Annotated in this window: 24 protein-coding genes and 1 tRNA gene; 15 read left to right on the top strand and 10 right to left on the bottom strand. The window is 35.6% G+C overall.

Annotation, left to right across the window (positions count from 1 at the left end; genetic code table 11):
* Positions 1 to 27: 27 nt before the first annotated feature.
* The 3 genes from J0L69_14850 (at position 28) to trxA (ending at position 3,868) form a co-directional block, all read left to right on the top strand.
* Positions 28 to 798, top strand: coding sequence for a DUF4197 domain-containing protein (locus J0L69_14850; GenBank protein ID MBN8694470.1), 771 nt, complete (start codon positions 28 to 30; stop codon positions 796 to 798).
* Positions 799 to 881: 83 nt separating this feature from the next.
* Positions 882 to 3,461 (top strand): YfhO family protein, encoded by a 2,580-nt coding sequence (locus J0L69_14845; protein MBN8694469.1) that lies wholly within the window; start codon positions 882 to 884, stop codon positions 3,459 to 3,461.
* A gap of 89 nt (positions 3,462 to 3,550) precedes the next feature.
* Positions 3,551 to 3,868, top strand: coding sequence for a thioredoxin (trxA, locus tag J0L69_14840; protein MBN8694468.1), 318 nt, complete (start codon positions 3,551 to 3,553; stop codon positions 3,866 to 3,868).
* Between the two features lie 72 nt (positions 3,869 to 3,940).
* Here the strand turns inward: trxA and rplS are convergent, their stop codons facing one another.
* Positions 3,941 to 4,306, bottom strand: coding sequence for a 50S ribosomal protein L19 (gene rplS, locus J0L69_14835; protein MBN8694467.1), 366 nt, complete (start codon positions 4,304 to 4,306; stop codon positions 3,941 to 3,943).
* A gap of 296 nt (positions 4,307 to 4,602) precedes the next feature.
* Between rplS and J0L69_14830 the strand changes: the two genes are divergently transcribed.
* From J0L69_14830 to J0L69_14775, 12 genes are all read left to right on the top strand, one after another.
* Positions 4,603 to 4,896, top strand: coding sequence for a GIY-YIG nuclease family protein (locus tag J0L69_14830; protein ID MBN8694466.1), 294 nt, complete (start codon positions 4,603 to 4,605; stop codon positions 4,894 to 4,896).
* Positions 4,897 to 5,003: 107 nt separating this feature from the next.
* A tRNA-Leu gene (locus J0L69_14825) sits at positions 5,004 to 5,084 on the top strand.
* A gap of 181 nt (positions 5,085 to 5,265) precedes the next feature.
* The gene (locus J0L69_14820) at positions 5,266 to 5,466 is read left to right on the top strand and encodes a hypothetical protein (protein MBN8694465.1); all 201 of its coding nucleotides are present in this window, start codon (positions 5,266 to 5,268) and stop codon (positions 5,464 to 5,466) included.
* A gap of 163 nt (positions 5,467 to 5,629) precedes the next feature.
* On the top strand, positions 5,630 to 6,043 hold the full coding sequence (locus J0L69_14815) for a hypothetical protein (protein MBN8694464.1): 414 nt from the start codon (positions 5,630 to 5,632) through the stop codon (positions 6,041 to 6,043).
* Positions 6,033 to 6,632 carry a TetR/AcrR family transcriptional regulator gene (locus J0L69_14810; GenBank protein MBN8694463.1) on the top strand — a complete coding sequence of 200 codons (600 nt, stop codon included), beginning with the start codon at positions 6,033 to 6,035 and terminating at the stop codon, positions 6,630 to 6,632. Before J0L69_14815 ends, J0L69_14810 begins: the two co-directional genes overlap by 11 nt.
* A gap of 10 nt (positions 6,633 to 6,642) precedes the next feature.
* Positions 6,643 to 7,035: a hypothetical protein gene (locus J0L69_14805; protein ID MBN8694462.1), complete on the top strand. Its 393-nt coding sequence runs from the start codon at positions 6,643 to 6,645 to the stop codon at positions 7,033 to 7,035.
* Between the two features lie 36 nt (positions 7,036 to 7,071).
* On the top strand, positions 7,072 to 7,521 hold the full coding sequence (locus J0L69_14800) for a hypothetical protein (protein MBN8694461.1): 450 nt from the start codon (positions 7,072 to 7,074) through the stop codon (positions 7,519 to 7,521).
* 10 nt (positions 7,522 to 7,531) lie between these two features.
* A complete protein-coding gene (locus J0L69_14795; GenBank protein MBN8694460.1) occupies positions 7,532 to 7,819 on the top strand; it encodes a hypothetical protein in 288 nt (95 codons plus the stop codon).
* A gap of 16 nt (positions 7,820 to 7,835) precedes the next feature.
* Positions 7,836 to 9,170 carry a TolC family protein gene (locus tag J0L69_14790; GenBank protein MBN8694459.1) on the top strand — a complete coding sequence of 445 codons (1,335 nt, stop codon included), beginning with the start codon at positions 7,836 to 7,838 and terminating at the stop codon, positions 9,168 to 9,170.
* Positions 9,171 to 9,194: 24 nt separating this feature from the next.
* Positions 9,195 to 10,244, top strand: coding sequence for an efflux RND transporter periplasmic adaptor subunit (locus J0L69_14785; protein ID MBN8694458.1), 1,050 nt, complete (start codon positions 9,195 to 9,197; stop codon positions 10,242 to 10,244).
* A 12-nt stretch (positions 10,245 to 10,256) separates the two neighbouring features.
* Positions 10,257 to 13,355, top strand: a complete 3,099-nt coding sequence (locus J0L69_14780) for an efflux RND transporter permease subunit (GenBank protein MBN8694457.1) — start codon at positions 10,257 to 10,259, stop codon at positions 13,353 to 13,355.
* A 1-nt stretch (position 13,356) separates the two neighbouring features.
* A complete protein-coding gene (locus tag J0L69_14775) occupies positions 13,357 to 13,806 on the top strand; it encodes a DUF2141 domain-containing protein (protein ID MBN8694456.1) in 450 nt (149 codons plus the stop codon).
* Positions 13,807 to 13,999: 193 nt separating this feature from the next.
* On the opposite strand, the gene J0L69_14770 is transcribed toward J0L69_14775, so the two are convergent.
* From J0L69_14770 to J0L69_14730, 9 genes are all read right to left on the bottom strand, one after another.
* On the bottom strand, positions 14,000 to 15,442 hold the full coding sequence (locus J0L69_14770) for a TolC family protein (GenBank protein ID MBN8694455.1): 1,443 nt from the start codon (positions 15,440 to 15,442) through the stop codon (positions 14,000 to 14,002).
* Positions 15,426 to 18,629 carry an efflux RND transporter permease subunit gene (locus J0L69_14765; protein ID MBN8694454.1) on the bottom strand — a complete coding sequence of 1,068 codons (3,204 nt, stop codon included), beginning with the start codon at positions 18,627 to 18,629 and terminating at the stop codon, positions 15,426 to 15,428. The genes J0L69_14770 and J0L69_14765 overlap by 17 nt, the downstream gene beginning before the upstream one ends.
* 15 nt (positions 18,630 to 18,644) lie before the next feature.
* Entirely contained in the window at positions 18,645 to 19,727 is a 1,083-nt protein-coding gene (locus J0L69_14760) for an efflux RND transporter periplasmic adaptor subunit (protein ID MBN8694453.1), read from the bottom strand.
* Positions 19,728 to 20,430: 703 nt separating this feature from the next.
* Positions 20,431 to 21,192 (bottom strand): MBL fold metallo-hydrolase, encoded by a 762-nt coding sequence (locus tag J0L69_14755; protein MBN8694452.1) that lies wholly within the window; start codon positions 21,190 to 21,192, stop codon positions 20,431 to 20,433.
* A gap of 6 nt (positions 21,193 to 21,198) precedes the next feature.
* The gene (locus tag J0L69_14750) at positions 21,199 to 21,780 is read right to left on the bottom strand and encodes a rhomboid family intramembrane serine protease (protein ID MBN8694451.1); all 582 of its coding nucleotides are present in this window, start codon (positions 21,778 to 21,780) and stop codon (positions 21,199 to 21,201) included.
* A gap of 72 nt (positions 21,781 to 21,852) precedes the next feature.
* Positions 21,853 to 22,539 carry a queuosine precursor transporter gene (locus tag J0L69_14745; GenBank protein MBN8694450.1) on the bottom strand — a complete coding sequence of 229 codons (687 nt, stop codon included), beginning with the start codon at positions 22,537 to 22,539 and terminating at the stop codon, positions 21,853 to 21,855.
* A gap of 3 nt (positions 22,540 to 22,542) precedes the next feature.
* Entirely contained in the window at positions 22,543 to 24,591 is a 2,049-nt protein-coding gene (locus tag J0L69_14740; protein ID MBN8694449.1) for an OmpA family protein, read from the bottom strand.
* A 7-nt stretch (positions 24,592 to 24,598) separates the two neighbouring features.
* A complete protein-coding gene (gene crcB, locus J0L69_14735; protein ID MBN8694448.1) occupies positions 24,599 to 24,955 on the bottom strand; it encodes a fluoride efflux transporter CrcB in 357 nt (118 codons plus the stop codon).
* An 8-nt stretch (positions 24,956 to 24,963) separates the two neighbouring features.
* Positions 24,964 to 26,001, bottom strand: a complete 1,038-nt coding sequence (locus tag J0L69_14730) for an anhydro-N-acetylmuramic acid kinase (GenBank protein ID MBN8694447.1) — start codon at positions 25,999 to 26,001, stop codon at positions 24,964 to 24,966.
* Positions 26,002 to 26,106 lie beyond the last annotated feature (105 nt).

Raw genomic sequence — 26,106 nt, 5'->3', positions numbered from 1 at the left:
TAAAGTAATGGTATATTTATAATCCGTATGAAAAAGATATTAATAGTATTAAATGTGATGTTTGCTACAGCTTTAGTAAACGCACAAACTTTGGGTGATTTATGGAATCAAAACAAAGGGACCATCGTAAACACCGCTACGCAAGCCGCGCAAGCCGTAATTAATGGCACCAATTCCAACACACCATCACTAACCAATGAAGAAATCATTAAAGGTTTACGTGAAGCTTTAACGGTTGGAACAAACAGCTCAACAGCCAGTGCAAGTAAAGCCGATGGGTATTTGAAAAACACACGTTTATTCATTCCATGGCCGGAAGAAGCAAAAGACATGAAAGAGCGATTAACTAAATTAGGAATGAAAAAACAAATCGCCGATTTTGAAACCAGCTTGAATCGCGCTGCGGAAGAGGCTGCTAAAAAAGCTGCACCTGTTTTTATTGATGCTATTACCAAAATGAGCATCAGCGACGGAATGGCCATATTAAATGGAAATGATACAGCCGCCACTAATTTCTTGCGTAAAACATCCTATGCGCCATTATACGATCAGTTTTTACCGGTTGTAAAAGAAGCGATTGCAAAAGTAAACGTGACAAAGTATTGGAATCCTTTAGTGACAAAATACAATAAGTTACCGGGCGTGAAAAAGCAGAACCCAAATTTGGATGATTATGTTACGAAGAAGGCAGCCAATGGTTTATTTGTTTTGATTGCGGATGAGGAGGCTAAAATCCGTAAAGACCCTATGGCGCGAGTAACGGACATACTCAAAAAAGTGTTCGGGTTTAAAAAATAAATTTTTAATAAATAGTTAATTATATTAGGCAGAATTCAATGGGTTCTGCCTTTTTATTTTGATATTTGTTTGGATTAAAAATTATGAATTCACCACTAAAAAAATACTTACCATACATTGCAGCCATTGTGGTTTTTGCAGTTGTAACTTTAATATATTTCAAACCTCTACTTTCCGGCAAAGAAATTTCTCAGCATGATATCATGCAAGCCAAAGGAATGAGTAAAGAAATTGGTGACTTCAGAGAGAAAGAAAACACCGAGCCGTTGTGGACTAACTCCATGTTCGGTGGAATGCCGGCCTATCAGGTTTCTACATTATATCCCGGTAATTGGTTAGGAAAATTAGATCAGGCTTTCAAATTATTTTTACCTCATCCATCCGGTTATATCTTTTTGTGCTTCGCCGGTTTTTTTATTTTGTTGCTCTGTCTCGATATCGAACCCTGGCTTGCTCTAACAGGAAGTTTAGCTTATGGATTATCAACCTATTTTTTAGTTGCGCTAGGCGCGGGACATAACTCCAAAATAAATGCATTAGCGTATTTGCCACCATTAATTGGCGGTGTTATCACATTGTTTAAAGGTCGCTATTGGTTAGGGGCGGGCTTAACGGTTCTGTTTATGGCGATGGAATTAAATGCCAATCACGTTCAGATTTCCTATTACGGATTTATGATTATTGGGGCATTAATTCTTTCTTATTTCTATTATGCCGTAAAAGAAAAACAACTCCCCGCATTCGCTAAAGCATTTGGGATTTTTGTTGTAGTAAGTATTGTTGCCGTATTGCCAAACGCGGGAAATTTAATGTGTACAAATGAGTACGCTAAATACAGTATTCGCGGTAAGAGTGAATTAACAATTGATCGTGATGGAAAAAGTAATGCAGCGAATTCCACTTCCGGATTAGATAAAGATTACGCTACGCAATATAGTTATGGAATAGGGGAGACATTCACTTTTTTGATTCCGGATTATAAAGGAGGTTCTTCATTCAGTTCAATTGGTGATGCGGATAACAGTGCGCTCAAAAAAGTTGATCCGGAAATGCGTCAATCCGTTGCCAATAGCGGAACTTATTTTGGTGATCAACCTGCTGTTGGTGGTCCGGTTTACATTGGTGCCATTGTAATGTTTTTAGCTATTCTTGGTTTGTTTGTTATAAAAAACAGATTGAAATGGCCATTGTTGGGCGTTACTATTTTAGGGATTGCATTGGCATGGGGACATAACTTCATGGGCTTAACAAATTTCTTTATGGAATATGTGCCCGGTTATAATAAATTCAGAGCCGTATCCATGACGATGGTGATTGCTGAATTTAGTTTACCATTGTTAGCAGTGATGGCACTTGATGAGATTTTAAAAACAAAATCGCTCAATGAAAAAATAACATTGCAACTTTTCAAAAAAGAAATTGAATTCAAAAAAGTATTCATCATTGCTTTCGCGTTAACAGGTGGGTTTAGTTTAGTAGGTTATTTAGCTCCTGATTTAGTAAACAGCTTCCGCGGAAATAATGAAGAAGCACAAATGGTATACGCGTATACATCGCGCGGTGGTTACCCTGAAGATCAGGCACGTCAGTATGTTTCTCAATTAATGCCACAATTGGAAATTGCACGTAAAGAAATTTTTAAATCGGATGCAATCCGTTCGTTTATCTTCATCACCTTAGCTGCTTTGTTTATTTATTTATACATGAGCAAAAAAGTAAAGCGCGAATTATTGTTGGCGGCAATTGGCATTTTTGTGGCCATTGATTTATGGACAGTTGATACACGTTATTTAGGCGATAAATCATTTGTAAGTAAATCGCAGAATCAAGCCAGTTTTGAAAAATCGCCGGCCGATGAAGAAATCCTAAAAGATCAGGACCCGAATTATCGTGTATTGAATCTGTCTACAAGTCCGTTTCAAGATGCGGCTACATCCTATTGGCATAAATCCATTGGAGGTTATCATGGTGCTAAGTTGAGGAAGTATCAAGAATTGATAGATTTCCATTACGACCGACAATTGCAAACTTTTTATGGTGGTATTAATTCTACCAGAGGAAATGATTCTTTAGTGAATCAATTGTTTTCAAAATTGTATATGTGGAATATGCTAAACACAAAGTATATTATTGTTCCTGCCGGTGAAGATCGCAGTACGATTCCGTTTAAAAATCCACAGGCTAACGGTAATGCCTGGTTTGTAAAAAACATAACATTTGTGGAGAATGCGGATAAAGAAATCACCTCTCTCGGAAGTTTTGATACGAAATCAGCCGCGGTGATGCAAGTGAAATATAAAGGTGAAGTAAATGCGGAGGCTAATTACAGCGGAAGTGGTTCTATCAAATTAACGTCATACAAACCAAATCATCTTGTGTATGAAAGTGAGAGCGGAGAAAAGCAATTTGCGGTGTTCTCTGAAATTTACTATCCGAAAGGATGGAATGCTTATGTGGATGGCAATTTAGTAGCGCACGGGGCTGTAAATTACGTTTTACGCGGTATGCCAATTCCTGCAGGAAAACACAAAGTCGAGTTTAAATTTGAACCTCAAACTTATAAAACGGGTAATTCAATTGCCATGGTTGGTTCAATTTTAGTCTTCTTAACAATTGGCATGAGCGCATACATGGAATTTAAAAAGAACAAAAGTCAGGCTTAAAGATGCCAAAACGGCAAGAATAAAGCTTGGAACGGATATTGATAAACAATTAATGTATAACACAAAAAACAAAGAAAGGAAAACGTAACATGGCACTAGAAATTAATGACGCTAACTTTGAGGAGTTAGTATTAAAAAGCGACAAACCTGTATTGGTTGACTTTTGGGCAGAGTGGTGTGGTCCTTGCCGTATGGTAGGTCCAATTGTGGAAGAATTAGCTAAGGAATATGATGGTAAGGCAGTAATCGGCAAAGTAAATGTCGATCACAATCCAAATATCAGCATGAACTTTGGTATTCGTAACATCCCAACATTATTGTTCTTTAAAAACGGACAAGTTGTGGATAAGCAAGTAGGAGCAGTACCTAAGGCCAATTTAGCGGCAAAGCTAAATGCTCAAATGTAAAAAACTGCCATTATAGCATAAAAAAAGCCCCGAGGTTTGCACTCGGGGCTTTTTTTATATAAGTAGTTAAGATTATGCTTCTTCGTTGTTTTGAATCTTCTCACGAATACGAGCCGATTTACCGGTTCTTGCACGTAAGTAGAATAATTTAGCACGACGAACAACACCAACCTTGTTAGTTTCGATTTTGTCGATAAATGGAGATGCTACCGGGAAAATACGCTCAACACCAACACCGTTCGAAATTTTACGTACAGTGAAAGAAGCTGTAGCTTTTTCATTTTTTCTTTGGATAACAACGCCGCTAAATTGCTGGATACGTTCTTTATCACCCTCTTTAATTTTGTAGTGTACAGTTACGGTGTCACCTGCTTTAAACTTAGGATGTTTCACCTCAGGGGTTAACTGTTTTTTTACGTAGTCTAATAATAAACTCATTTTATTATTTTTTTAATTGTTAAGCTAGTCGGCATACTTTACCTTGTGTAAACAGCGGCAGAAAAGCGAGGCGCAAATATAGGTAATTATTGTCTTCGGGCAAATTTTATACCCCAATTTAGCCCATTTTTAAGGAAAAATCGCCAAATTTGCGGCCTAAAGCTCTAGTGTAGGTTCCGGCTGTAGCCGGAAAGTATACAAACCACGCTCAGGTGGTGGTCCCGATAGCTATCGGGAGGTATACACGTTCACTTGAGAGTTTTGTTCAGAATCAATGTATTGGTTTAACAATTACCTTGGCATCAGTTTATATATTATCATCTCAAAAGCTCAAAAAATTTTACATTGGAAGTTGTTTTGATTTAGAATTGCGTTTAACAGAGCACAAGAATAATAAGTACGTTGATTCTTTTACAACTTTGGCAAACGACTGGGAATTATTTCTCGAAATGAGTAATTTGGAAGGTGTAATTGCCCGGAAAATAGAGAAACATATTAAATCAATGAAATCAAAATCATACATTGAAAATCTAAAGAGGTTTCCTGAGATGAGGTCAAAGTTAATTTCTAGATTTTCAAACGAGGGTTAGAAATTATCCTTAAAATATTCATTTTAAACTTAAAATTCACCAAATTTGCGGCCTAAAGCTCTAGTGTTAGGCCCAACTGTCGTTGGGCGGTATGCTAAAAACCTCCTGCTCAGGTGGTGGAATGGTATACACGTACGCTTGAGGTGCGTATGCCGCGAGGCGTGGGAGTTCGAGTCTCCTCCTGAGTACTGAAGCAGACTATTTTTTAATAGTCTGCTTTTTTGTTTCTAATCCCCAGCAGAATCAAGGAATTTCGAATAAAAAATCATTTCGATATTTTAGCGGTTAAATAATCCGAATTTCTATTTGCATTGATAATGAAGTAATTGCAAGTTAGAGTCCGGTTCACCCAAAACCAAACTAAAAATCATGAACTCAAAACCTAAAAAACGTTTAAGTATTGCTGAATTAAAATCATATCCCGGATTTGAAAATTATACCGATGAAATGGCAGAAGAGACAATCGCTAGTCTTGAAACTTTATCAATTCTGTTTTATGAGCATTATCAAAAATCAATTCAGCAAAAAGAAATATTAAAGACACTTCCTACTTCCAAAGCCGAGGACTAAACAGAAATTTCCTATTACGTGAATTCATTAGTTTAACCAAGGCCTAATGCAGTAGCATGGGGCTTTATTATGATAAGAATTAGGAAATAAAATTTGTTAAATTCTTACTAGAGCTAAAAAATAATTATACCTTTGTAAGTGAACACTAACTTACATTGAAATTATGAAAGGAAAAAACAACATAGCTATCGGTTTTCTTGTAATGGGATTGTTTATGGCGTATGGCTTTCTATTGATTTATTTAAGAGACTTTGCTCCCGGTAAGGAAGAGTGGATTAATTCTTACTCAATAGGTAAACACTTTGAAACAAGATTAGCACATGTACACGGTAATCTTTTCGCCTTCTTAAATATTTTGATAGGTTACTTACTATTACATTTTAAAAATCAACTTAAAAACACAACGGTAATTTCTTGGCTTGGTTTAATTGGTCTGTTAATGCCAATAGGGATTTTGTTAGAAGTGTATTTGGGTGCGCCTCCGGTTTTTGTGCTTATTGGTGCAATTAGTATGACGGTGTCAGTAATTTGGTTAGGAATATCTTTTTATAAAATGAAACTTGAAAATGAAAAATAATAAATTCTCTGAAAGACAAATAGAAATCATTGAAGCTGCTACCAAAAGGATTGATGAGCATGGCATTCAGGATTTAACTATTAAAACACTTGCTGCTGATTTAAATCTATCAGAAGCAGCGTTGTATCGCCATTTTAAAAGCAAAAACGAAATATTACTTGGCTTGTTAACATACTTTATTGAGGAAATGAAAGGAAGGCTTGATGTAATACTTTCTAATAAAGATCGCAGTCCATCAGAACTATTAAAAGATCTGTTTGATTCACAACTGAAAACATTTGTACAAAAGCCTTCAGTAGTTAGTGTTATTTTTTCTGAAAGCATTTTTCAGTTTAATAAAGAATTGTCATCTACGGTTTCATCCATGATGGAATTGATGCAGAATCATATAGAAAGTATTGTAAAAAAAGGGCAGGCAAATGGATCTTTTAGTAAAATAGTGGGCGTTTCAACAACAACAACAATTATAATGGGCGGGATGCGAATTACAGTTCTTAAATGGAAACTATCAGGTCATAAATCTGATTTGATAAAAGATGGAAATAAAGTATTGAATGGCATATTAAAAATGGTAGAAACTAATCATTAACAAACAACTCATGAAACCAATTATTTTAAAAGCAGCAGCAGTTATCATTACATTATTTGCATTAATTACTCTATTTATGAGTACGTCTGTAATATTTGATTTGTTCGGAATAAGAGCGAAGGAGGGTAATTATGTATTGTTTGTTGTAGTCTCCAATTTTATTGCAGGTTTCCTGTATCTGTTTGCTGCATATGGATTATTTACAGAAAAAGCGTGGGCTACAAAATTACTTTTAATCACAACAACAATCCTTATTGTGAGTTTTGTTGGTTTGTTAATTCACGCAAATACAGGTGGAATTTACGAGCAAAAAACGATTAAAGCCATGCTTTCTCGTATTGCTATTACAGGCGCATTTGCAGGCATATCGTGGTTCTTTATAACAAAAAAAAGATTAGCATAAATGAAAAAATATTTGGCAATATTAATTGTGGTTCTTATGGGTATTACCTATGGCTGCAATAATCCTGTAAAGGAAGATAATAGTGAGATTTCGAATACTAAATCTATACCATCATCCAAGGAAAGCGAACACCAACATAAAGAGAGCGACTCCATTGAATTAAACAACGGGGCTAAATGGAAGGTTGTTCCGGAAATGATGGCGCATATTAGGAACATGGAATCAGACATTAATCGTTTTGTTGAAGCTAAACATATAGAACTAAAGGACTTCACACTACTTGGAGCAAGTTTGCAGAAAAACATTGATCTCTTAACTTCAAATTGCACAATGGAAGGAAAAGCCCATGATGAATTACATAAATGGTTGTTGCCTTATATTAATATGGTAGACAAATTGAATAAATCAAAAAATAACGATGAGGCATTGCACACCTTTGAGGAAATAAAAGCTTCTTATAAATTATTTAACATATACTTTGAATAAAAAAGAAATCATGAACATAAAATCAATTCACACCGAAGAAAAGCCTGTCAGCGCAAAGAAATTGTTTTCTACAACTGAAGGAAATGTAACTGCTTTAAAAATCAAAGCAAACGGCACATTAAAAGAACATATAACAATTGTTCCTGCATTACTTATTTGTATTAATGGCAATGTAGTTTTTAAAAATGAAAAAGGGGTAACAGAAAATCTTTCAAGTGGCGACATGGTTAACATTGAGCCAAACGTAAAACATTGGGTAGAAGGAATAGAAGACACTCAATTACTATTAATCAAATAAAAAAATTTGCCTAGTTATGTTAGTAAATACTCACTTATTAAAATTGAAATTATTAATGGTTCTCACCATTTTAATTTTCACAACCAATTCTGAGGCTCAAAATTGGTCACTAAAGCAATGTATTGATACAGCATTAGTGCATAATAAAACGTTGAAAATAGCACAAGGCGATATTGAGATTGCCAATGAGAGGAACAAGGAAGCAAAAGGTGGTTTAGTGCCAAAATTGTATGGCAATGTTGACTATCGGTATTACACCGATCTTCCGTATCAATTACTACCTGCATCTGTTTTTGGTGGACCAGCAGGCGTTTACAAAGAGGCTCAATTTGGTACGCCACACAATTTGAATGCAAATCTAACGCTTGATGTTCCTCTATACAACCCTCAAGCTATTGGAGCAATTACGGTTTCAAAAAGAGCAAAAGAATTAAATCAAATACAGTTTCAACAAACCGAGGAGCAAGTGGTATTTGATGTTTCTAATTTGTATTACAATGCACAGTTAGTATCAAATCAGATTGTGTTTATCAAAAACGGATTAAGTAATAGCGAAAAACTACTTAGTAATATTCAATTGCTTTACTCACAACAAATGGCAAAGGGTACAGATGTAGATAAAATTAAACTTCAGCAAAGTCAGCTAAACACACAATTAAGTAAGGCTAATGCACAGTACAAACAAATCATAAATCTATTAAAGCTTCAGTTAGGCATAACACCAACCCGACCAATTACAATTGAAGAAACATTTAGCACATCGTCAGAAGTAGTAAAGTATACAAGCAAACCAACCTCTGATATATTATTGTTTAATACGAAAGAACTGCTCTTGAAATCTGAATTAAAAACATTAAAACTTTCACATTTACCTTCTTTTTCACTTTATGGTACTTATGGAACTACCGGATTTGGAAACTACAGTGGTACAAATGATTTCTTTAAAACGTACCCGATTGGATTTGCCGGGGTAAAAATGTCTTGGATGATATTCTCCGGTACTACTTTAGAACACAAGGTTTTTCAAAAGAGAGAAGAGATAAAGCAAAATACAACTCGATTAGAATTATTAAATGATAAACAAAACGTTCAGATAGAAAATGCACAAATGCAATATGAAGTAGCAAGTTCTAATCTATTAAATGCCAAATCACAATTGACATTAGCAGAAACAATTTATTCTAAAACACTTATTCAGCAAAAGGAAGGTGTTGCCTCATTAACAGATGTTTTACTTTCAGATAATACCCAAAAGGAAGCACAACAAAATTATTTGTCGGCATTGGTAGATGTGATGAAGGCAGACTTAGAACTAAAAAAAGTATCAGGAAATATTTTAAAAACGAAATAAATTAATAATTAAAAATAACAGATAATGAAAAAGGTTTTATACATCATCATACCATTGGCATTAATTGCAATTGTAGTCATAAAATTAAAAAGTAATAAAGAAATCGTAATAGATAAAGTTTATCAATATGATAAAGAGCAAGCTATCCATGTTCAGGTAGATACAATCAAATCGGAATTAATAGGAGCTGAATTCGCTTATTCAGGAACATTTGAACCTAATAAAGAAACTAAGCTTAGCGCTGAAATACAAGGCAAGATAAATGATGTTTTAGTTGATGTTGGAACTTTTGTAACAAAGGGGCAATCATTAATTCAGTTAGATAATTCACTATTGAAATTGCAATTACAATCAGCGGAGGTTCAAGTTGAAGGATTAGAAGCTGATGTAAAACGATTTACTGTTTTAGCGAATGCAGATGCTGTACAAGGGGTTCAATTAGAAAAAGCAGAGTTAGGTTTAAAATCTGCAAAAGTTCAAAGAGCAACTTTACTTGAACAAATTAATAAAACAACCATCAAAGCACCGTTTAATGGAGTGGTTACTGCTAAACTTACTGAAGAGGGAGCATTTGCCGCACCGGGTGTGCCATTGCTTCAAATTACAGATATTTCAGTTTTAAAATTTACCGTTAATGTTTCTGAAAATGATTTGAGTTCATTTCAATTAAATCAAACCTTCTCGATTAATGCAGATGCTTATTCGGATGTGCTATTGTCGGGTAAAGCAACAATGATAGGTAGTAAAGCCAATATGGGCAGTAGTTTTCCTGTTCAGTTTATTGTAAGTAACACCTCCGATTTAAAAATCAAATCGGGAATGTTTGGTAAAGTAAATTTGAAAAGTGAAAATCAAAAAACAGGAATCATTATACCGGCTTCTGCTATTGTTGGATCGTCAACTCAACCACAAGTATATAAAGTAAAGAATGGAAAGGCTATTTTGCATAACATAACTATTGCACAAAAAATAAAAAATAAAACTGCTGTATCAAAGGGATTAGAAGAAGGTGATGTGATTGTAACAAATGGATTTATTAATCTATTTGACAATGCGAATGTAACTGTTAAATAAAATATTAGAATTATGAATATTACAGAAATATCAATCAAACGTCCATCGCTGATAATTGTTCTTTTCAGCGTACTTACCTTATTGGGAGTTATAGGATATAAAAACTTGAGTTATGAATTGATGCCTGATTTTAATCAACCTGTTGTGGTTATTAAAACTGTGTATCCCGGAGCAGAGCCCAACGAAGTAGAAACTTCGGTGTCCCGAAAAATTGAGGATGCTTTATCTAACCTAGAAGGGGTGGATTATTTGGTAACTAAATCATTGCCAAACGCATCCATCATTATTGCTAATTTAAAATACGGAACTGATTTGGATAAAACCATGCAGGATGCACAACGCTACATTGACAATATCCGCAAAGATTTACCGCAGGATATTTTAAGTCCTGTAATGAGTAAGGTTTCTCCGAATGATTTACCTATCATGTCAATTAGTGCAACAAGTAACTTGCCTGCAGCAGAGTTTTATCAAAAAATGAAAGACGAGTATCTTCCACAAATTCAACAAATAAAAGGGGTTGCAGAGCTTACGATTTTAGGTGGAGAAGAAAGAGAGATACAGGTTAAAGCAAACCGAGATAAATTAAAACTATATAAGATTTCATTGTATCAGGTTGTTGAGGCAATTAATCGTTCAGGTTTAGACTTACCTGCCGGGAAAGTACAAACGGATCAGGAGAATAACTCAGTTCGTTTAACAGGAAAATTTGCTACAATTGATGACATAAAAAATGTTCAAGTTGCTATGCCAATGCTCGGCAGTCCAGTCTATGTAAAAGATGTTGCTCAGGTCGTTGATGGAATAAAAGAAACAACATCGATCAGCAGATACAATGGAAAAGATGGCATTGGAATTCTATTAAAAAAACAAGGCGATGCAAATGCTGTTGATGTTTCAAAAATGGTTCGTACAAAATTTAAAAGTATCGAAGCACAAAATAGTAATTCATCTGTAAAATTCATCATTGCAGATGATAGCACAGATAATACAATTGCAGCAGTTAATTCGGTTGTATTTGACTTGGGTTTAGCAGTTATTTTAGTTTCTTTAGTAATGCTTTTATTTTTAAGAAGTTTCAGAAACTCTTTAATAGTAATCATAGCTATTCCCACCTCTTTGGTTACAGCTTTTGCAGTTATGTGGCTTTTAGGATACACTTTAAATTTAATGACCTTGCTTGCCATGTCTTTAATTATTGGAATCTTGGTTGATGATGCTACAGTGGTATTGGAAAACATTCAAAGGCATTTAGATATGGGAAAAGAAAAACGTACTGCATCAATGGATGGGCGCATGGAAATTGGATTTTCTGCATTGTCGATCACATTAGTTGACGTGGTTGTGTTTTTACCGATATTGTTTTTACAAGTATTTGTGGCAGATATGCTAAAGCAATTTTCGGTAGTTGTTGTAACATCTACTCTAACAAGTTTATTGGTAGGCTTTACGCTTACACCTTGGTTGGCTTCAAGAATAGGCAAGAAAGAGGATTTACAACCTACGAACTTCTTCAATCGTTTTTTACTTGGATTTGAACATCAATTAGAAAAATTCACCAATTGGTATGGCAAACAATTAGAATGGATACTCAGCCACAAATTAATTTTCACAGGAATAGTTGTTTTGCTTTTCGCTGTTACTTTGGGAATAATGAAACAAGGCATCATTGGTAAAGAACTTATTTCTACTGGTGATCAGGGTAAATTTCGTATGGCTTTGGAATTTGATAAATCAACTTCCATTCAACAAAACAATTTAATCGCTCAGAAAATAGAAACCTACATTATCAAGCAAGCAGATGTCTCTACTGTGTTTAGTAACATAGGTGGTCCGAGTACAGGCATTGGAAGTTTAGGTGTAGGATCAGCTAATAAAACTGAATTTACTATTCAGTTAAAATCCGCAAAAGAACGCAATAAGCAACCTACTGAAGAATTTATGAAAAAACTTAGGGAGGAATTAAAAATGAAATTTCCCGGAATAAATTATTCAATGGCTGCATTAGGATTGATACCACGTTCAGCTCCAATTGAAATTACTTTAAGCGGTAGTAATTTAGATTTAGTTATGAAAACAGGTAATGATTTAAAGTCGGTGATTGAAAAAATACCGGGTTCAGATAATGTGCGTTTATCTGTTGAACAAGGTAGTCCTGAATACAAAATAATTCCCGATAAAGATAAAATGCAACGCTTAGGATTAACGACAGCTTATGTTGGTATGAATTTAAGAACAGCTTTTACTGGCAATGACGATGCAACATTAACAGAAAACGGAACAGAATATCCTGTAAGAATTTGGCTTGACGGTTACAGTAGGCAAAATTATGAAGATGTACAGCGCCTCTCAATTGTTAATCCAATGGGGTTACCAGTAGAAGTATCGCAGTTTGCAACGGTAGAACGAGATAATTCACCATCCTTATTGGAAAGAAAAGATCGTCAGCCAGCGGTAACGCTTACATCTGACGCACTTGGTAGACCTTCGGGAACAGTTGCTGATGATGTAGTTGCTTACCTTAAAAATAACCCATTACCCGATGGAATTCAAATGACTTGGGGTAGTGATATCAAAAGACAAAATGATAGTTTTGGAGCATTAGGTTCTGTTCTATTGATCTCATTTCTATTGATTTATTTAATCATGGTGGCTTTATATGATAGTTTCGTTTATCCATTTGTGGTATTGTTTTCAATTCCTGTGGCTGCTATTGGTGCGTTTTTGGCATTGAATTTATCATTAAACAATCTTAGTTTATTTGCTTTGCTTGGATTGATTATGCTCATGGGATTAGTAGTAAAAAACGCCATTTTAATTGTAGACTTTACAAATCAATTGAAGGCGGAGGGAAAACATTTCAAAGAAGCATTAATCATTGCAGGAAAAGGTCGTATGCGTCCAATCTTAATGACAACCATAGCTATGATTATAGGAATGTTGCCAATTGCCCTTGGCAAAGGAACAGCAAGTGAATGGAAGAACGGATTGGCTTGGGTAATTATTGGTGGGCTTTTTTCATCATTGATATTAACTGTTTATTTAGTGCCAATGGTTTATTATTTAGTAGACAGATTGAAAGAAAAAATTGCAAATAGAAAAACGAATTAAAATGAAACAACTACTCTTATTCGCACTAGTCAGTATATCATTATTGACCTTATCTTCATTTAATGACCAAAAGGGAGAAACCTATTCTTTAACTGTGGAAGTAAAGGATCTGCAAAATTCGAAAGGTGTTGTTCAGTTTGCATTATATAATAAGGATGGGACAATCCCTGATGAAGATTACAAAAAGTGTTGTAAGATATTAAAAGAAAAAATACAAAATGGATCGTCTAAAGTAACCTTCAACAATCTTCCTTTAGGCAAATACGCTGTTAATATACTTCACGATGAAAATGAGAATGGCGAAATAGACAAAGGGTTTATTTTGCCAATCGAAGGGGTTGGTTTTTCGAATTACCAATCAATTGGTTTAACAAACCGACCCAACTTTTCAAAAGCAAGTTTCACGTTAGATAGAGATAAAAAAATCAGCATTAAAATCATTTACCTTTAAAGATGTATTAAGTCAAAAGTTGGAAATTTTGCCGCTTAGGGTATCCGAAGGTGAGTGCTCGTCAGAAGCCTAATTGCTTGAAAATCATCCAAAAAGTTCGATAAATCCAACCCGTAGGGTACAACTCCAAAAATCGGAGTTGAACGAATAAAAGCCGTGAGTATTCACGGCTTTTTACTTAAACAAAACAAACCTACTTCCACCCTCCGCCTAAAGCTTTATAAATATTTACTTTCGAGTGCATTTGCAACATTTTTGTTTCTACCAATTCAAACTTCGATTCCAGAGCATCTCTTTGCGTCATTAAAACTTCCATGTAGTCGGCTCGGGCCGATTTAAAAAGTATGGTTGATATATCGATGGATTGAGTTAGTGCTTCAACTTGCTTTTGCTTCAACTCGAAGCTGCTTTTTAAATTATTAAGATTGGAAAGTTGATTTGCTACTTCAATATAAGCGTTCAAAATACTACGTTCATAATTATACATCGCTTGAATTTGCTTGAAATTGGCAGAGTAATAATTAGCTTTAATTGCATTGCGGTTTATCAGTGGAGCTACTAAGTCTCCGGCTACCGAATAAATTAATGATTGTGGTGTTTGAAGAGGATATTTGACGTTAAAAGCCTGATAACCTATTCCGCCTCTGATTCCCAAAGAAGGATAAAATTCGGCCTTTGCTACTTTTACATTTAATTTAGCTGCTGTTAGCTGTTGCTCAGCTTGTCTGATATCCGGTCGGTTTTCTAATAATTGAGACGGAATACCGCTGTGAATGGAGTCAATAGAAATAAGCATAAAATCTGACGATTTTCTTTTTATTGGTTGCGGAAATCTACCTGCCAGGAAATTTAATTTGTTTTCTGTTTCTGTGATTTTTTGTTTTATGTAAAATTGTTGGCTCTGATTTTTGAAAACTTCTGCTTCGAACTTTTTTACTGCTAATTCGGTTACCCTGGCCGATTGTTTTTCGAATTTTATGATTTCAAGCGCATTTTTTTGAATCTCTATATTCTTATTAAGAATTTCTAACTGATTATCTAAAGCAAGTAATTCATAATAAGAATTGGCAATCTCTGCTATCAAATTAGTCACCATAAAATTTTTACCTTCAATTGTTGAGAGATATGAATGAATGGCCGACTTTTTTGAATTACGTAACTTTTTCCATATATCAATTTCCCAATTTGTATTCAATCTTACCATAAAATCAGATAAAGGATTTGGCGTTTTATTTCCGGGTATAATTTCATGCGCTTCATCGCTTACACCTTTACTGGTATAAAGTCCTGTTTTATCGGTTCCTGCTCCAACACCAAGTCCTACAAAAGGTAAATAAACACCTTTACGTGCCCGTACTTCGTTTTTAGCAATGTTTATTTCCTGAAGCAGGATATTTAGTTCCTGATTCTTACTTAAGGCGGTATCAATTAATGCCGATAAATCATTATCAGAAAAATAATCTCTCCATCTGATTTTGGCTGATGATAGTGTGTCCTGTGAAGTGGAAAAGTACTGAGGTGTTTGTTTATTCTCAGTTCTTTTTATCAATGATGGACCACTACATTCAACATAAAGTAGTGAGGCAAATAGCACAAAAAGATAATTGAGAAGCTTGAATTTAGTTGTTGTTTTCATTGTCTTGAGTTTGTGGAAAATTATCAATATGATGTACAAAGTCTTCCGATAAGGAACTATCATCTTCATTCTTTATCAGTTTTCTATTCTTAGCCATTGAACCAAATATGTAGTAAAGCCCGGGTACAATAATTATCCCGAAGATGGTTCCAAATAACATACCGCCGAGAGCAGAAGCTCCAATAGTTTTATTACCAATAGCACCGGCACCGTGGGCTACAACAAGCGGAATCAAACCGGCAATAAACGCGAAGGAGGTCATTAAGATGGGACGTAAACGAACCTTAGCGCCATTGATAGCAGCTTCCAATACAGGGGCACCTTCTCTTTGATTTTGAACGGCAAACTCTACAATTAAGACGGCATTTTTTCCGAGTAAGCCAACCAACATTACTAAACCCACTTGGGCATAAATATCATTGGCAAGTCCCATACCTTTTATTAAAAGAAATGAGCCGAATACACCAGCAGGTAACGAGAATACAACTGAAAGCGGGATGATAAAACTTTCGTATTGCGCGGCTAATACAAAGTATACAAATACAAGTACTATAATGAATATATATATGGCCTCATTACCACGACGGGTTTCATCGTAGGATAAAGCAGCCCAATCAATATCATAACCCACAGGCAGTGTTTTTGCTGCTACTTCTTTCACTGCAGCAATGGCTTCACCACTGCTATAACCGTCGGCAGGCCCCCCTCTTATTGCGGCAGTGTTATACATGTTGTATCTGTTGATTTCATTAGCGCCTTGTTTCTTATGAATTTTCATAAAAGCAGAAAAAGGAACCATATTACCCTTATCATTCTTGACGTATAAATTCATGATATCAGTTGGTAATTTTCTAAACTCAGGAGAGGCCTGAACAAATACTTTAAAAAACCGCTGATATTTAATGAAACCTAATTCATAAGTACTTCCAACAAATATGGAAAGTGTATTCATGGCGTTTCCAATCGTAACTCCTTTTTGCATGGCTGCTTGATTGTCGAATTCAATTTCATATTGCGGATAATTTGCACTGAAGAATGTAAACAAGCCGGTAATCTCTTTTCGTTTCTTAAGCTCATTCATAAAGTCGTTTGTTACTTTTTCCAATTGCTTATAATCGCCGGAATTTGTTTTATCCAACAATTGAAGGGCAAAACCACCGGCAGCACCAAATCCGGGTACAGCAGGAGGATCAAAAAATTCGATAGTTGCGCCCGGAATTTCCTTCGCTTTTTCTTCCAGTTCGTGAATGATTTCACTTACGCCATGTTTTCGTTCCGACCACGGTTTAAGGTTTATTAAGCAAGTTCCTGCATTGGAACCGCGACCTTCCGTTAATACTTCGTATCCTGCAATTGAAGAAACAGATTGCACACCATCAACGGTATTTATTAAACCAACTAATTTATTTGACAAATCATTGGTTCTTTCAAGAGTTGAACCCGGAGGAGTTTGAATGATAGCGTAAATCATTCCCTGATCTTCACTGGGAATGAATCCGGTAGGTAAACTACTGCTGATTGTAAATATTCCTAAGGCGAATATTACAAATAAGCCAACTGTTATTAGTTTTCGATGCGCAATTAGTTTTAATAAACCTACATATTTTCCGGTTAATTTATTAAAGCCGTTATTGAAACCGTCGATAAAGCGATTCATCCATGTTTTTTTTCTTGGTTTTCCATGATTGTTTTTTAAAATCATAGCGCATAAAACAGGCGTAACTGTTAAAGCCACAATTCCGGATAAAACAATGGATGATGCCATGGTGATGGAAAATTGTCGGTAGAAAGTACCAACCGGACCGCTCATGAAAGAAACAGGAATAAATACAGAAACCATTAATAAAGTAATGGCAATAACGGCACCACTGATTTCTCCAATAACTTTACGAACGGCATTGTAAGGAGAAAGATTTTCTTCTTCCATTTTCGCATGAACGGCTTCTACGACGACGATGGCATCGTCGACCACAATACCTATCGCTAATACTAGCGCGAATAATGTTACCATGTTAATGGTTAATCCGAAAAGTTGCATGAAGAAAAATGCACCAATCAATGATATGGGTACAGCAAGAGTTGGAATAAGTGTTGAACGCCAGTCGCCTAAAAATATAAATACAACTAATGCAACAAGTATGAATGCATCGCGTAATGTATGAATAACATTTTCGATAGAAGCATCAAGGAAATTGGAAACATCATAACTTATTTCGTAATCCATTCCGGGTGGGAACGTCTTTTTTAAATCCTCCAGCTTTTCTTTTACTTTACTAATTACTTCACTGGCGTTGCTGCCATAAGTTTGTTTGAGTACCATAGCTGCCGAAGGATGGCCATTAAGATTGGAATAGATATCATAATATTCGCTACCAAGGGAAACAGTAGCAACATCTTTTAAGCGAAGATTTTCTCCATTGGAATTAGAGCGGATAATTACATCTTCGTATTGTTTAGGATCATTATAACGATCAGAATAGGTGAGAACATATTCCAGGGCTTCGGCTTGTTTACTATCACCTCGTCCTATCCTTCCTGCTTTTCCAATGATGCTTTGTTCATTTAATGCTTCCATGACCTCGTCGGGAGACACACTATAAGCGCGCATACGATCCGGATTAAGCCAAACTCGCATCGCGTATTGACGACTCCCTAAAATGCGTACCTGACCAATGCCATTGATACGCTGTAATTCAGGTACCATGTTAACGCCGGCGTAATTAAATAAGAATTTCATGTCGGCGTTTTTATCTTTACTGTAAAGATTAACATACATCAACATGCTTGGAATAACAGGCGTTATAACAACGCCTTCCCTTTGTACCAGTGTAGGCAATCTGTTTGTTACTTGTTGTACACGATTGGAAACCTGAACCAAGGCTTGGTTGATATCGGTGCCCGGCTCAAATACAACTTGTATATTTGCTTCCCCGGCACTCGTAGCATCAGAGGTCATGTAACGCATGCCCCATGCTCCGTTTATGGATTGTTCGAGAGGAATAATTACAGATTCGGCTAATGATTTTGCGCTGGCACCGGGATAAGAAGCACTAACCATCACAACAGGAGGTGCTACTTCAGGAAATTGAGAAGTAGGCAAAGTTTTTATGGCCAGTACCCCAATAAATAAAATTACCAAAGAAATTACGATGGCAAGTACAGGCCGTTGAATGAATTTATTAAACATAACATTAATTTTTTTTTATTCTACATAAACACTTAGTTTCGGAATTACGTTTTCAGGCTTTTCATACGTAAAAGTTATTTTATCATTGTCTTTTACTTTTCGAATGCCTTCAAGAAGTATTTTATCGTTTTCATTTAAGCCACCTTTAATAAAATACAAGTCCGGAATTTCCTCGGCAATAGTGATTTCCTTTGCATGAACGCAATTATTTTTGTCAATTACATAAACATATTTTTTTTCTAACACTTCGAATGTGGCTTTCTGGGGGATGATAATTGCGTTTTTAACGGGAATAGACATTCTGATGTTTCCGGTTTCCCCGTGACGAAGTAATTTGTTAGGATTTGGAAAAGTAGCTCTAAAAGCAATATTACCTGTTTCGTTATTGAAATCAGCTTCAATAGTTTTTACTTCTCCTGGCTGATCAAACATCGTATTATTTGCCAATAATAAACTTACTTTATTAAGATTTTCTTCAGTCGAATGCATTTTGTAATTGAGATATTCAGCCTCCGGAACATTAAAGTAAACCCACATTTCACTGTTATCGGATAATGTGGTGAGTAAGTCGCCATCATCTACTAAGCTGCCTAATCTCACCTGAAAATGATCCATGATTCCGTCAAAGGGAGCTTTAATGTCAGTAAATTGTAAATGAGTTTGCGCTAAACTTAATTCGGCTTTTGCTTTATCCAATTTAGCTTTCGCTAAGGCAAGTTCATTGGTAGAAACTACATTTTTTTCCGAAAGTTGCTTTGTGTTTTGATATTCAATTTCCGCGAAATCTTTTTCAGCTTGCGCTTTTTGTAATTCAGCATTGTAAATAAGGGGCATAATCTTAAACATGAGTTGACCCTTTTTTACAAACTCTCCTTCATCCACGAATATCTTTTCTAAATACCCTTTTTCAAGTGCTCTCATTTCGATGTGTTGTATAGCGTGAATTTGACATACATAATTGCGTGTTATTACAGTGTCTTTTTTTAACGGACTTGTTGCGATAAAGCGAATGGCTTCTTCGTTTTGTTCGTGATTCGTGTGGCAACCGGTAGTATGTAATAGGATGTATGCGCTTAGTAATAAAAATATTTTTTTCATGATTATTTCTGTTAATTAATAGGTGTTAAAGGATGCTTAACGCGGTGGCTGTGTCGACAGATGCTAGCCACGGTTCATTACAATAATGATAGACGATGAAATTTTCCAGAGGGCTTCATGCCGCAATTGCATACTAAACACTCACCTTGAATAAGTGCTTGATATGAAATACATAATTGTAATTGTAGAGAAAAGGCTCTGGCCTCCGGTTATCACAATCTCAAGATAGAGAGTGAAAGATACTTTTTAGGAAATAAGTGACATTTGATGACATCAAACGAAGCTATTACTTTTTGGATAAGTGACGCTATGAAAGCAATACTAAGAACGAAAAATAAAATAATCGGAGTATCACTTTTTATGTGATTTTCTTCGTTTTCAGTTTCTTCTTCTGTTAGTTCTACAAATTGAAAAACCTTCAAAAATTTGTTTGAGTTTGCATCTGAAAAGGTAGGATTTTTAACGGTTGTCGAAGCGTTTGCGTTGGAAAGTGAAATATGCTTCTGGTTAAAATCGTAAGAAATAGAATTGAGAGCAACAAGGACAGTCCTGAATAAAAAAACGAGAATAAGTATTATTATGGTGTTTTTTCTCATGAAGAGCTCTAACAAAGTTTATGCAAAGTAAAGCCATTTTTTAGGATTCCGGCTTGTTTTTATCGAAAATTAACAAGGGAGCTATAAAAAGCCCCGGAAAACTAGCTTTAAAGCTCAATCTTCAAACCATCATAGGCTAATTGAATGTATTCAGGTAATTCTAAGCTAACGTCTTTATGCGTACCAAGCTGATGAGAAATGTGTGTAAAATAAGCGCGTTTTGGTTTTAACTCTTCCATTAATTCAATGGCTTCTTCAAAAGTAAAATGAGAAATATGATGATTTCTTCTTAAGGCATTCACAACAATAACTTCAGACCCTTTTATTTTTTCTTTTTCTGCTTCACTAATATAATTTGCATCGGTAATATATGTGAAGTTGTGTATCCTGAAAGCTTTCACACTCATCTTGTGATGCATAACTTCAATGGGTACAACCTTAATGCCATTTACATCAAATGTTTGGTCAACGATACTTTTTAATTCTATTTGCGGAATTCCCGGATATTTTTCTTCCGCAAAAATGTAAGCAAATTCACGCTTAATGGCACTCTGCACACGCTCTGTTGCATAAACGGGCATTATCATTTGATTGATGAAATTAAACGCGCGCACTTCGTCTAATCCTGCTATGTGATCCTTGTGTTCGTGTGTAAAAAGTACAGCATCTACTTTTCTGATATTCTCTCTCAACATTTGTTGTCTGAAGTCCGGCCCCGTATCAATCACAATGTTGGTGTCGTTGTGCTCTATAAAAACAGAGGTACGTAAACGTTTGTCTTTGGCATCTTGAGAAGTACACACGCGGCAATCACAACCAATTAATGGGATTCCCTGAGAGGTGCCGGTGCCTAAAAACGTTACTTTCAAAATAATCTAATGATTAAATATAGTCCTAAAAAAAATCGTGAACAACTCGGGTTTTAAAGCAATGGTATACACCACGCCAAAAATTGCACCCCAAAAATGGGCCTCATGACCAACTCTATCGGTTTCAGGATCTCCGGTTTTTCGTTTACTTAAATAATAACTTACGCCTAAAAATAAAATTCCCAATAACCATGCCGGCATTGGTAAAATAAATAAGTACAATGTTTGAAAGGGATTTATTATGATGAAACTAAATATAATGGCTTCTATGGCGCCGCTCGCTCCAAGCGAAGAGTAAGAAGAATTATTTCTGTTTCTATAATATTCGGTTATTGAAGCCGCGTAAATACCTCCGGTAAATAATCCTATATAGGCCAATTTCGCAAACTTAAATGCTTGCTCCTCGCCAAACTTGTCGGTAAATAAATCCACAAAATCTCTTTCCTCTACCTGGTAACCAAACATCCATAACGAGAATACATTTAAGAATAAATGCAAAGTATCGCCATGAATGAAGGCATGTGTTAAGAATCGATAATGTTCATTAAAACGACTGATGGAGTAGGGATGAAATAAATATTTGTTCATCAAACTCCGGTCGTAAAAGGCATATACCGAGAAAGCCAGTATAACAAAAATGAGTGTAGTAGTAACCATAGTTTATTCTTTCACGGCCTCTTCGGTTGCTTTCTCCGATTCGGCGGTTCCTAAAAATCTTTCAATTGCAAAATGCCCTAAATAAATTAACGGTATCAGCGCAACCGCTACCAATAATTTAAACACATAGCCATAGCTTGCGTTAATTATAAATTCTCCGAAAGCCCATTTACCGGGTAAAACAAAAGCAATGAACTGAACAACGAAAGTGTCGATTAACTGACTCACTAATGTACTGCCTGTTGCGCGTAACCAGATTAAACGTTTGCCTGTAACATTACGCAATTTCCAGAATATATATACATCTACTAATTGCGAACTTAAAAAGGCTACAATGCTCCCAACAATTATCCACTGACTTTGTCCGAACACCGTTAGAAATACGGAGTCGTTAACCGGTGAAAAATCAACAGCTTTTAAGTTAATGGCTACAGTAATCAGAATGTAAGTATATATTATTAACCCAATGGTTATGAAAGTGAGTTTTCGAACACCACTTCTTCCATAATATTCATTGATTAAATCGGTAAGGATGAAAACAACCGGCCATAAAATAATGCCGATACTTTGTGTAAAGATGCCGAAGAACTGAACCAGCTTTCCACCGATTAATTCGGCAACAATAGCATTGGTAACAAAAAAACCGGCGAGTATAATAAATACGAGGTCTTTCCGGTTTCTAAAGTCCATACATTATTTTTTAATTACGGTAAATTCAACACGACGGTTCATTTCATTGTGCTCTTTATCACATTCTTCACCACGTACACAATCATTCACCAAATTGGTTGCTCCTTTACCGATAACAACAATAATCTGTTTTTTGTTCACGCCGTTTTGTACCATGTAATCTTTAATGTTGCGCGCGCGCTTGTCGGATAAATTTTTGTTATATCCCGGACGACCTTGCGTATCGGCGTAACCATATACTTCCACTTTCAAATCGGGGTTGGCTTTTAAAACTTCAATGTTTTTATCGAGAATCGTTTTTGCATCCTCACGCACGTCAGAAGCGTTGAAGTTGAAGCGCACAGGAGTTACATTAAATCCTAAAGCGGCTAATTGCTCTTTACTTAATTTACCTTTAAAGTTTTTGAGTTCGTTAAGAATGCCACCGGTGTTTCCACCATTATTGTTTGCTAACACATCAACAGATTGTGTTGCCACAACATTAACACGCACAATATTACACAATACGATCGGTTCAAAACAAGTATCGCAATAGGCGAAGGCGCGTAGCTTTACGTTATTATCGCTTCCACCTGAAAAAACTGCTTCAGCATAATTTTCCGTGTCTTTCGTGTCGCTGTTATTAACCTTCCACTCATATTTTAAAACTTTTAAATAATCCGGTACTGTTGCAGTAAAGGCATAACGGTTATCAGCTGAGGAAATGGTTTCTGTTTTGATGCTTAACAAAGGATTTTCATCCGTTTCACAACGTTTGTTGTAATCTTTTAAATAATTGATTTTGTAGATGTCCATATCACCTTTTCCGCCCGGACGAGCAGAGGAGAAGTAGCCAATATTTCCATCTTTATTCTGCACCATGAAAATATCATGCGCTTGCGAATTAATAGGCATGCCTAAATTTTGTGGAGGACCCCATTTACCATCGGCACCTAATTCAGATTGATATAAATCGAAATTACCATAACCCGGTAATCCTCTGGAAGCGAAGAATAAGGTTTTTCCATCGTTACTTAAAAATGGAGCGTCTTCATCGTAAGGAGTATTTACATTGGGACCTAAATTCTCTGGTGTACCCCAAACGCCATCGCTTCCCTTAACCGAGCAATAAATGTCAAGTCCGCCGTATCCGCCTTTTGCTTCACTGGTAAAGAACAATTGTTTTTCGTCCTTACTCAAATAGGCATGATTTTGATAGGAGTCGAAGTTGATGTTTTTAGAAAGTTTTCTTGGTTCCGCTTTTTTCACTTCGGAAATTTCAATTTCATAAATTTTATTATCACGGTAAACAAATAATTTTTTTCCATCAGGTGACATAGAAATTACCGATTCGTGGTGCTTACGGAATTTAGAGCTCATGAATAAATCGGGAATGGTATAACGACGAGGCGTTTCAAATTTTCCATTATCGATTTTACTGATGTACATGCTTTCAAAATATTTTCCATCCAGATCGTTTATTTTTTCTTTTTCATGATCTTTACGACGGGAAGTAAAAAGTAATTCATTATCGGGTGTGATTACAGGAACATATTCCGGCATTTTTGAATTAATACTCGAGCCCAAATTTATCACATACCATTCCTTTTGAGAGGTAACAGAGTTGTTCGCCATGGCATAGGCACAATCTTGTTTTCTTTTGCTTAAGTCTAATTGAAAGTATTTATCCTCTTCATCGAGAGCGACTGCTCCGTTTAATTTTTCCAGAAACCCAATTGCTTTTTCGAATTGACCGGCATGCTGATAACATTTTGCCAAAGCATATAATAAATCCGGTAAAGTATCTGTTGGTGTGTGTGCATAAGCTTTTTCCAAATAAGGTAAGGCTTCTTCGTATTGATCCTGAAACTCAGATAATGTAATGCCTAAGCCTACATTCGCTTTATAGTTATCTTTATCTGTAGAAAGTATTTTTAAATAATACTCCTTCGCTTTTTCTAAATAGCCGTTTTCGGTTGAGCGAGCCGCTTTACGTAAAAAACGATTGGTTTGCGCCGACACCGTGCTAAAACAAAATGATAGAACAATAAGGAAACATATAAACTGACGCATGTAATAATTATTTACCTATAAAAGTAAAAAAAATCACAAGGCATAACAAGACACTTATCAAAATATTTGACGAAGCCCACATGATTTGACCTTGTTTTAACAATTCGTAGGTTTCAAAACTAAAAGTCGAAAATGTACTGAGTCCGCCACAAATTCCGGTTAAAAGGAACAATTTTAAAGTGGGTGTTTGCTGAAGTTTTTCGTTATAAAAACTTAATGTTAGCGCGAAAATGATGCAACTAATTAAGTTGGCGGTGAGTGTAGCAATTGGTAAGCTTAAACTTGATTTAGATAATAAATTTCCTAGCAAATATCGTAAGCTGCTGCCTAAACCTCCTCCTATAAATACCCATAAATAAGCCATGGTTAAATTTATGAATTAACGAAATAAACAGCGCCACCAACAGAATCTTTTTTTGCACCGGTTACCGAACAAAGTGTGTTAATCTGGTTGGTTAAACGTAAATAGCCTAAAAAAGCGAAAATCAAAGCTTCTTTAAAGTCAATTACTTTTTCATCCGGTATAATTACCTCACCTTTGTAAAATTTCTTTAGAGATTTAATCAAAAACGTATTTTTAGCGCCTCCTCCTGTCACAAATACGTTTTTTAATTTATTAGCATTAAGTACTTCCGCGATTTGAAAAGCGCAATGTTCAGCAATAGTACACATCAAATCATTAACCGGAATCACGTACTTTTCTACCACTCTAAGAAAATCAATCTCAAACCATTCTCTTCCTAGAGATTTGGCCGAATGACGCGAGTAAAATTCTAATTGATTTAATTCATTAAACAGTGCTTCGTGAATGCTGCCGGAGGCCGCCATTTCACCATCTTTGTCATATTCTTTTCCTTCTTTTTGCGCAAAAAAATTAAGTGCCATATTGGCTACACCAATATCAAAAGCAATTCGTTTTCCTTCTCTTTCGAATGAAATATTAGCAATACCGCCAATGTTTAAACAACTTTGATAATCGCCAAACAATAATTTATCGCCAATGGGTACCAATGGCGCACCTTGTCCGTTTAAAGCAACATCCAAACTTCTAAAATCACACACCGTAGTTAGGTTGGAAACTGCAGCAATGGTAGCGCCACAGCCCAGTTGTGTGGTAAATCCTTTAGCGGGTTGATGAAAAATCGTATGTCCATGACTGGCAATTGAACTTGGTTTTATTTGTGCGTTTTGAGACAGCTTAGCTACTTGTTTTCCTATAAACTTTCCAAATTGATGATGAAGTAAAAAGTAATTCTCAACATTTAGGTATGGCGCGGCTTGCAATTTGTTTTTTTGTGGACGATCATAAGCTACCGTTGTAGCATCCAATATCTTATAATTATATCCCGATTGATTTTTGCTGAACTCACAAATTGCAACATCAAGTCCATCTAATGAGGTTCCGCTCATTACCCCCGCTACTATGTATTTATCTGATTCTGACACTGTTTTTTAGTTGGAGAAAAAATTACAATAAAAGTCTTTAAAAATTGTGCGGATAGTCACATTCAGTTA

Source organism: Bacteroidota bacterium, from assembly GCA_017303905.1.
Taxonomy (GTDB): Bacteria; Bacteroidota; Bacteroidia; order B-17B0; family Aurantibacillaceae; genus JAHEYG01.
Note: the sequence above shows the minus strand (reverse complement) of the source record. Positions and strands in the feature narration are given on the sequence as shown.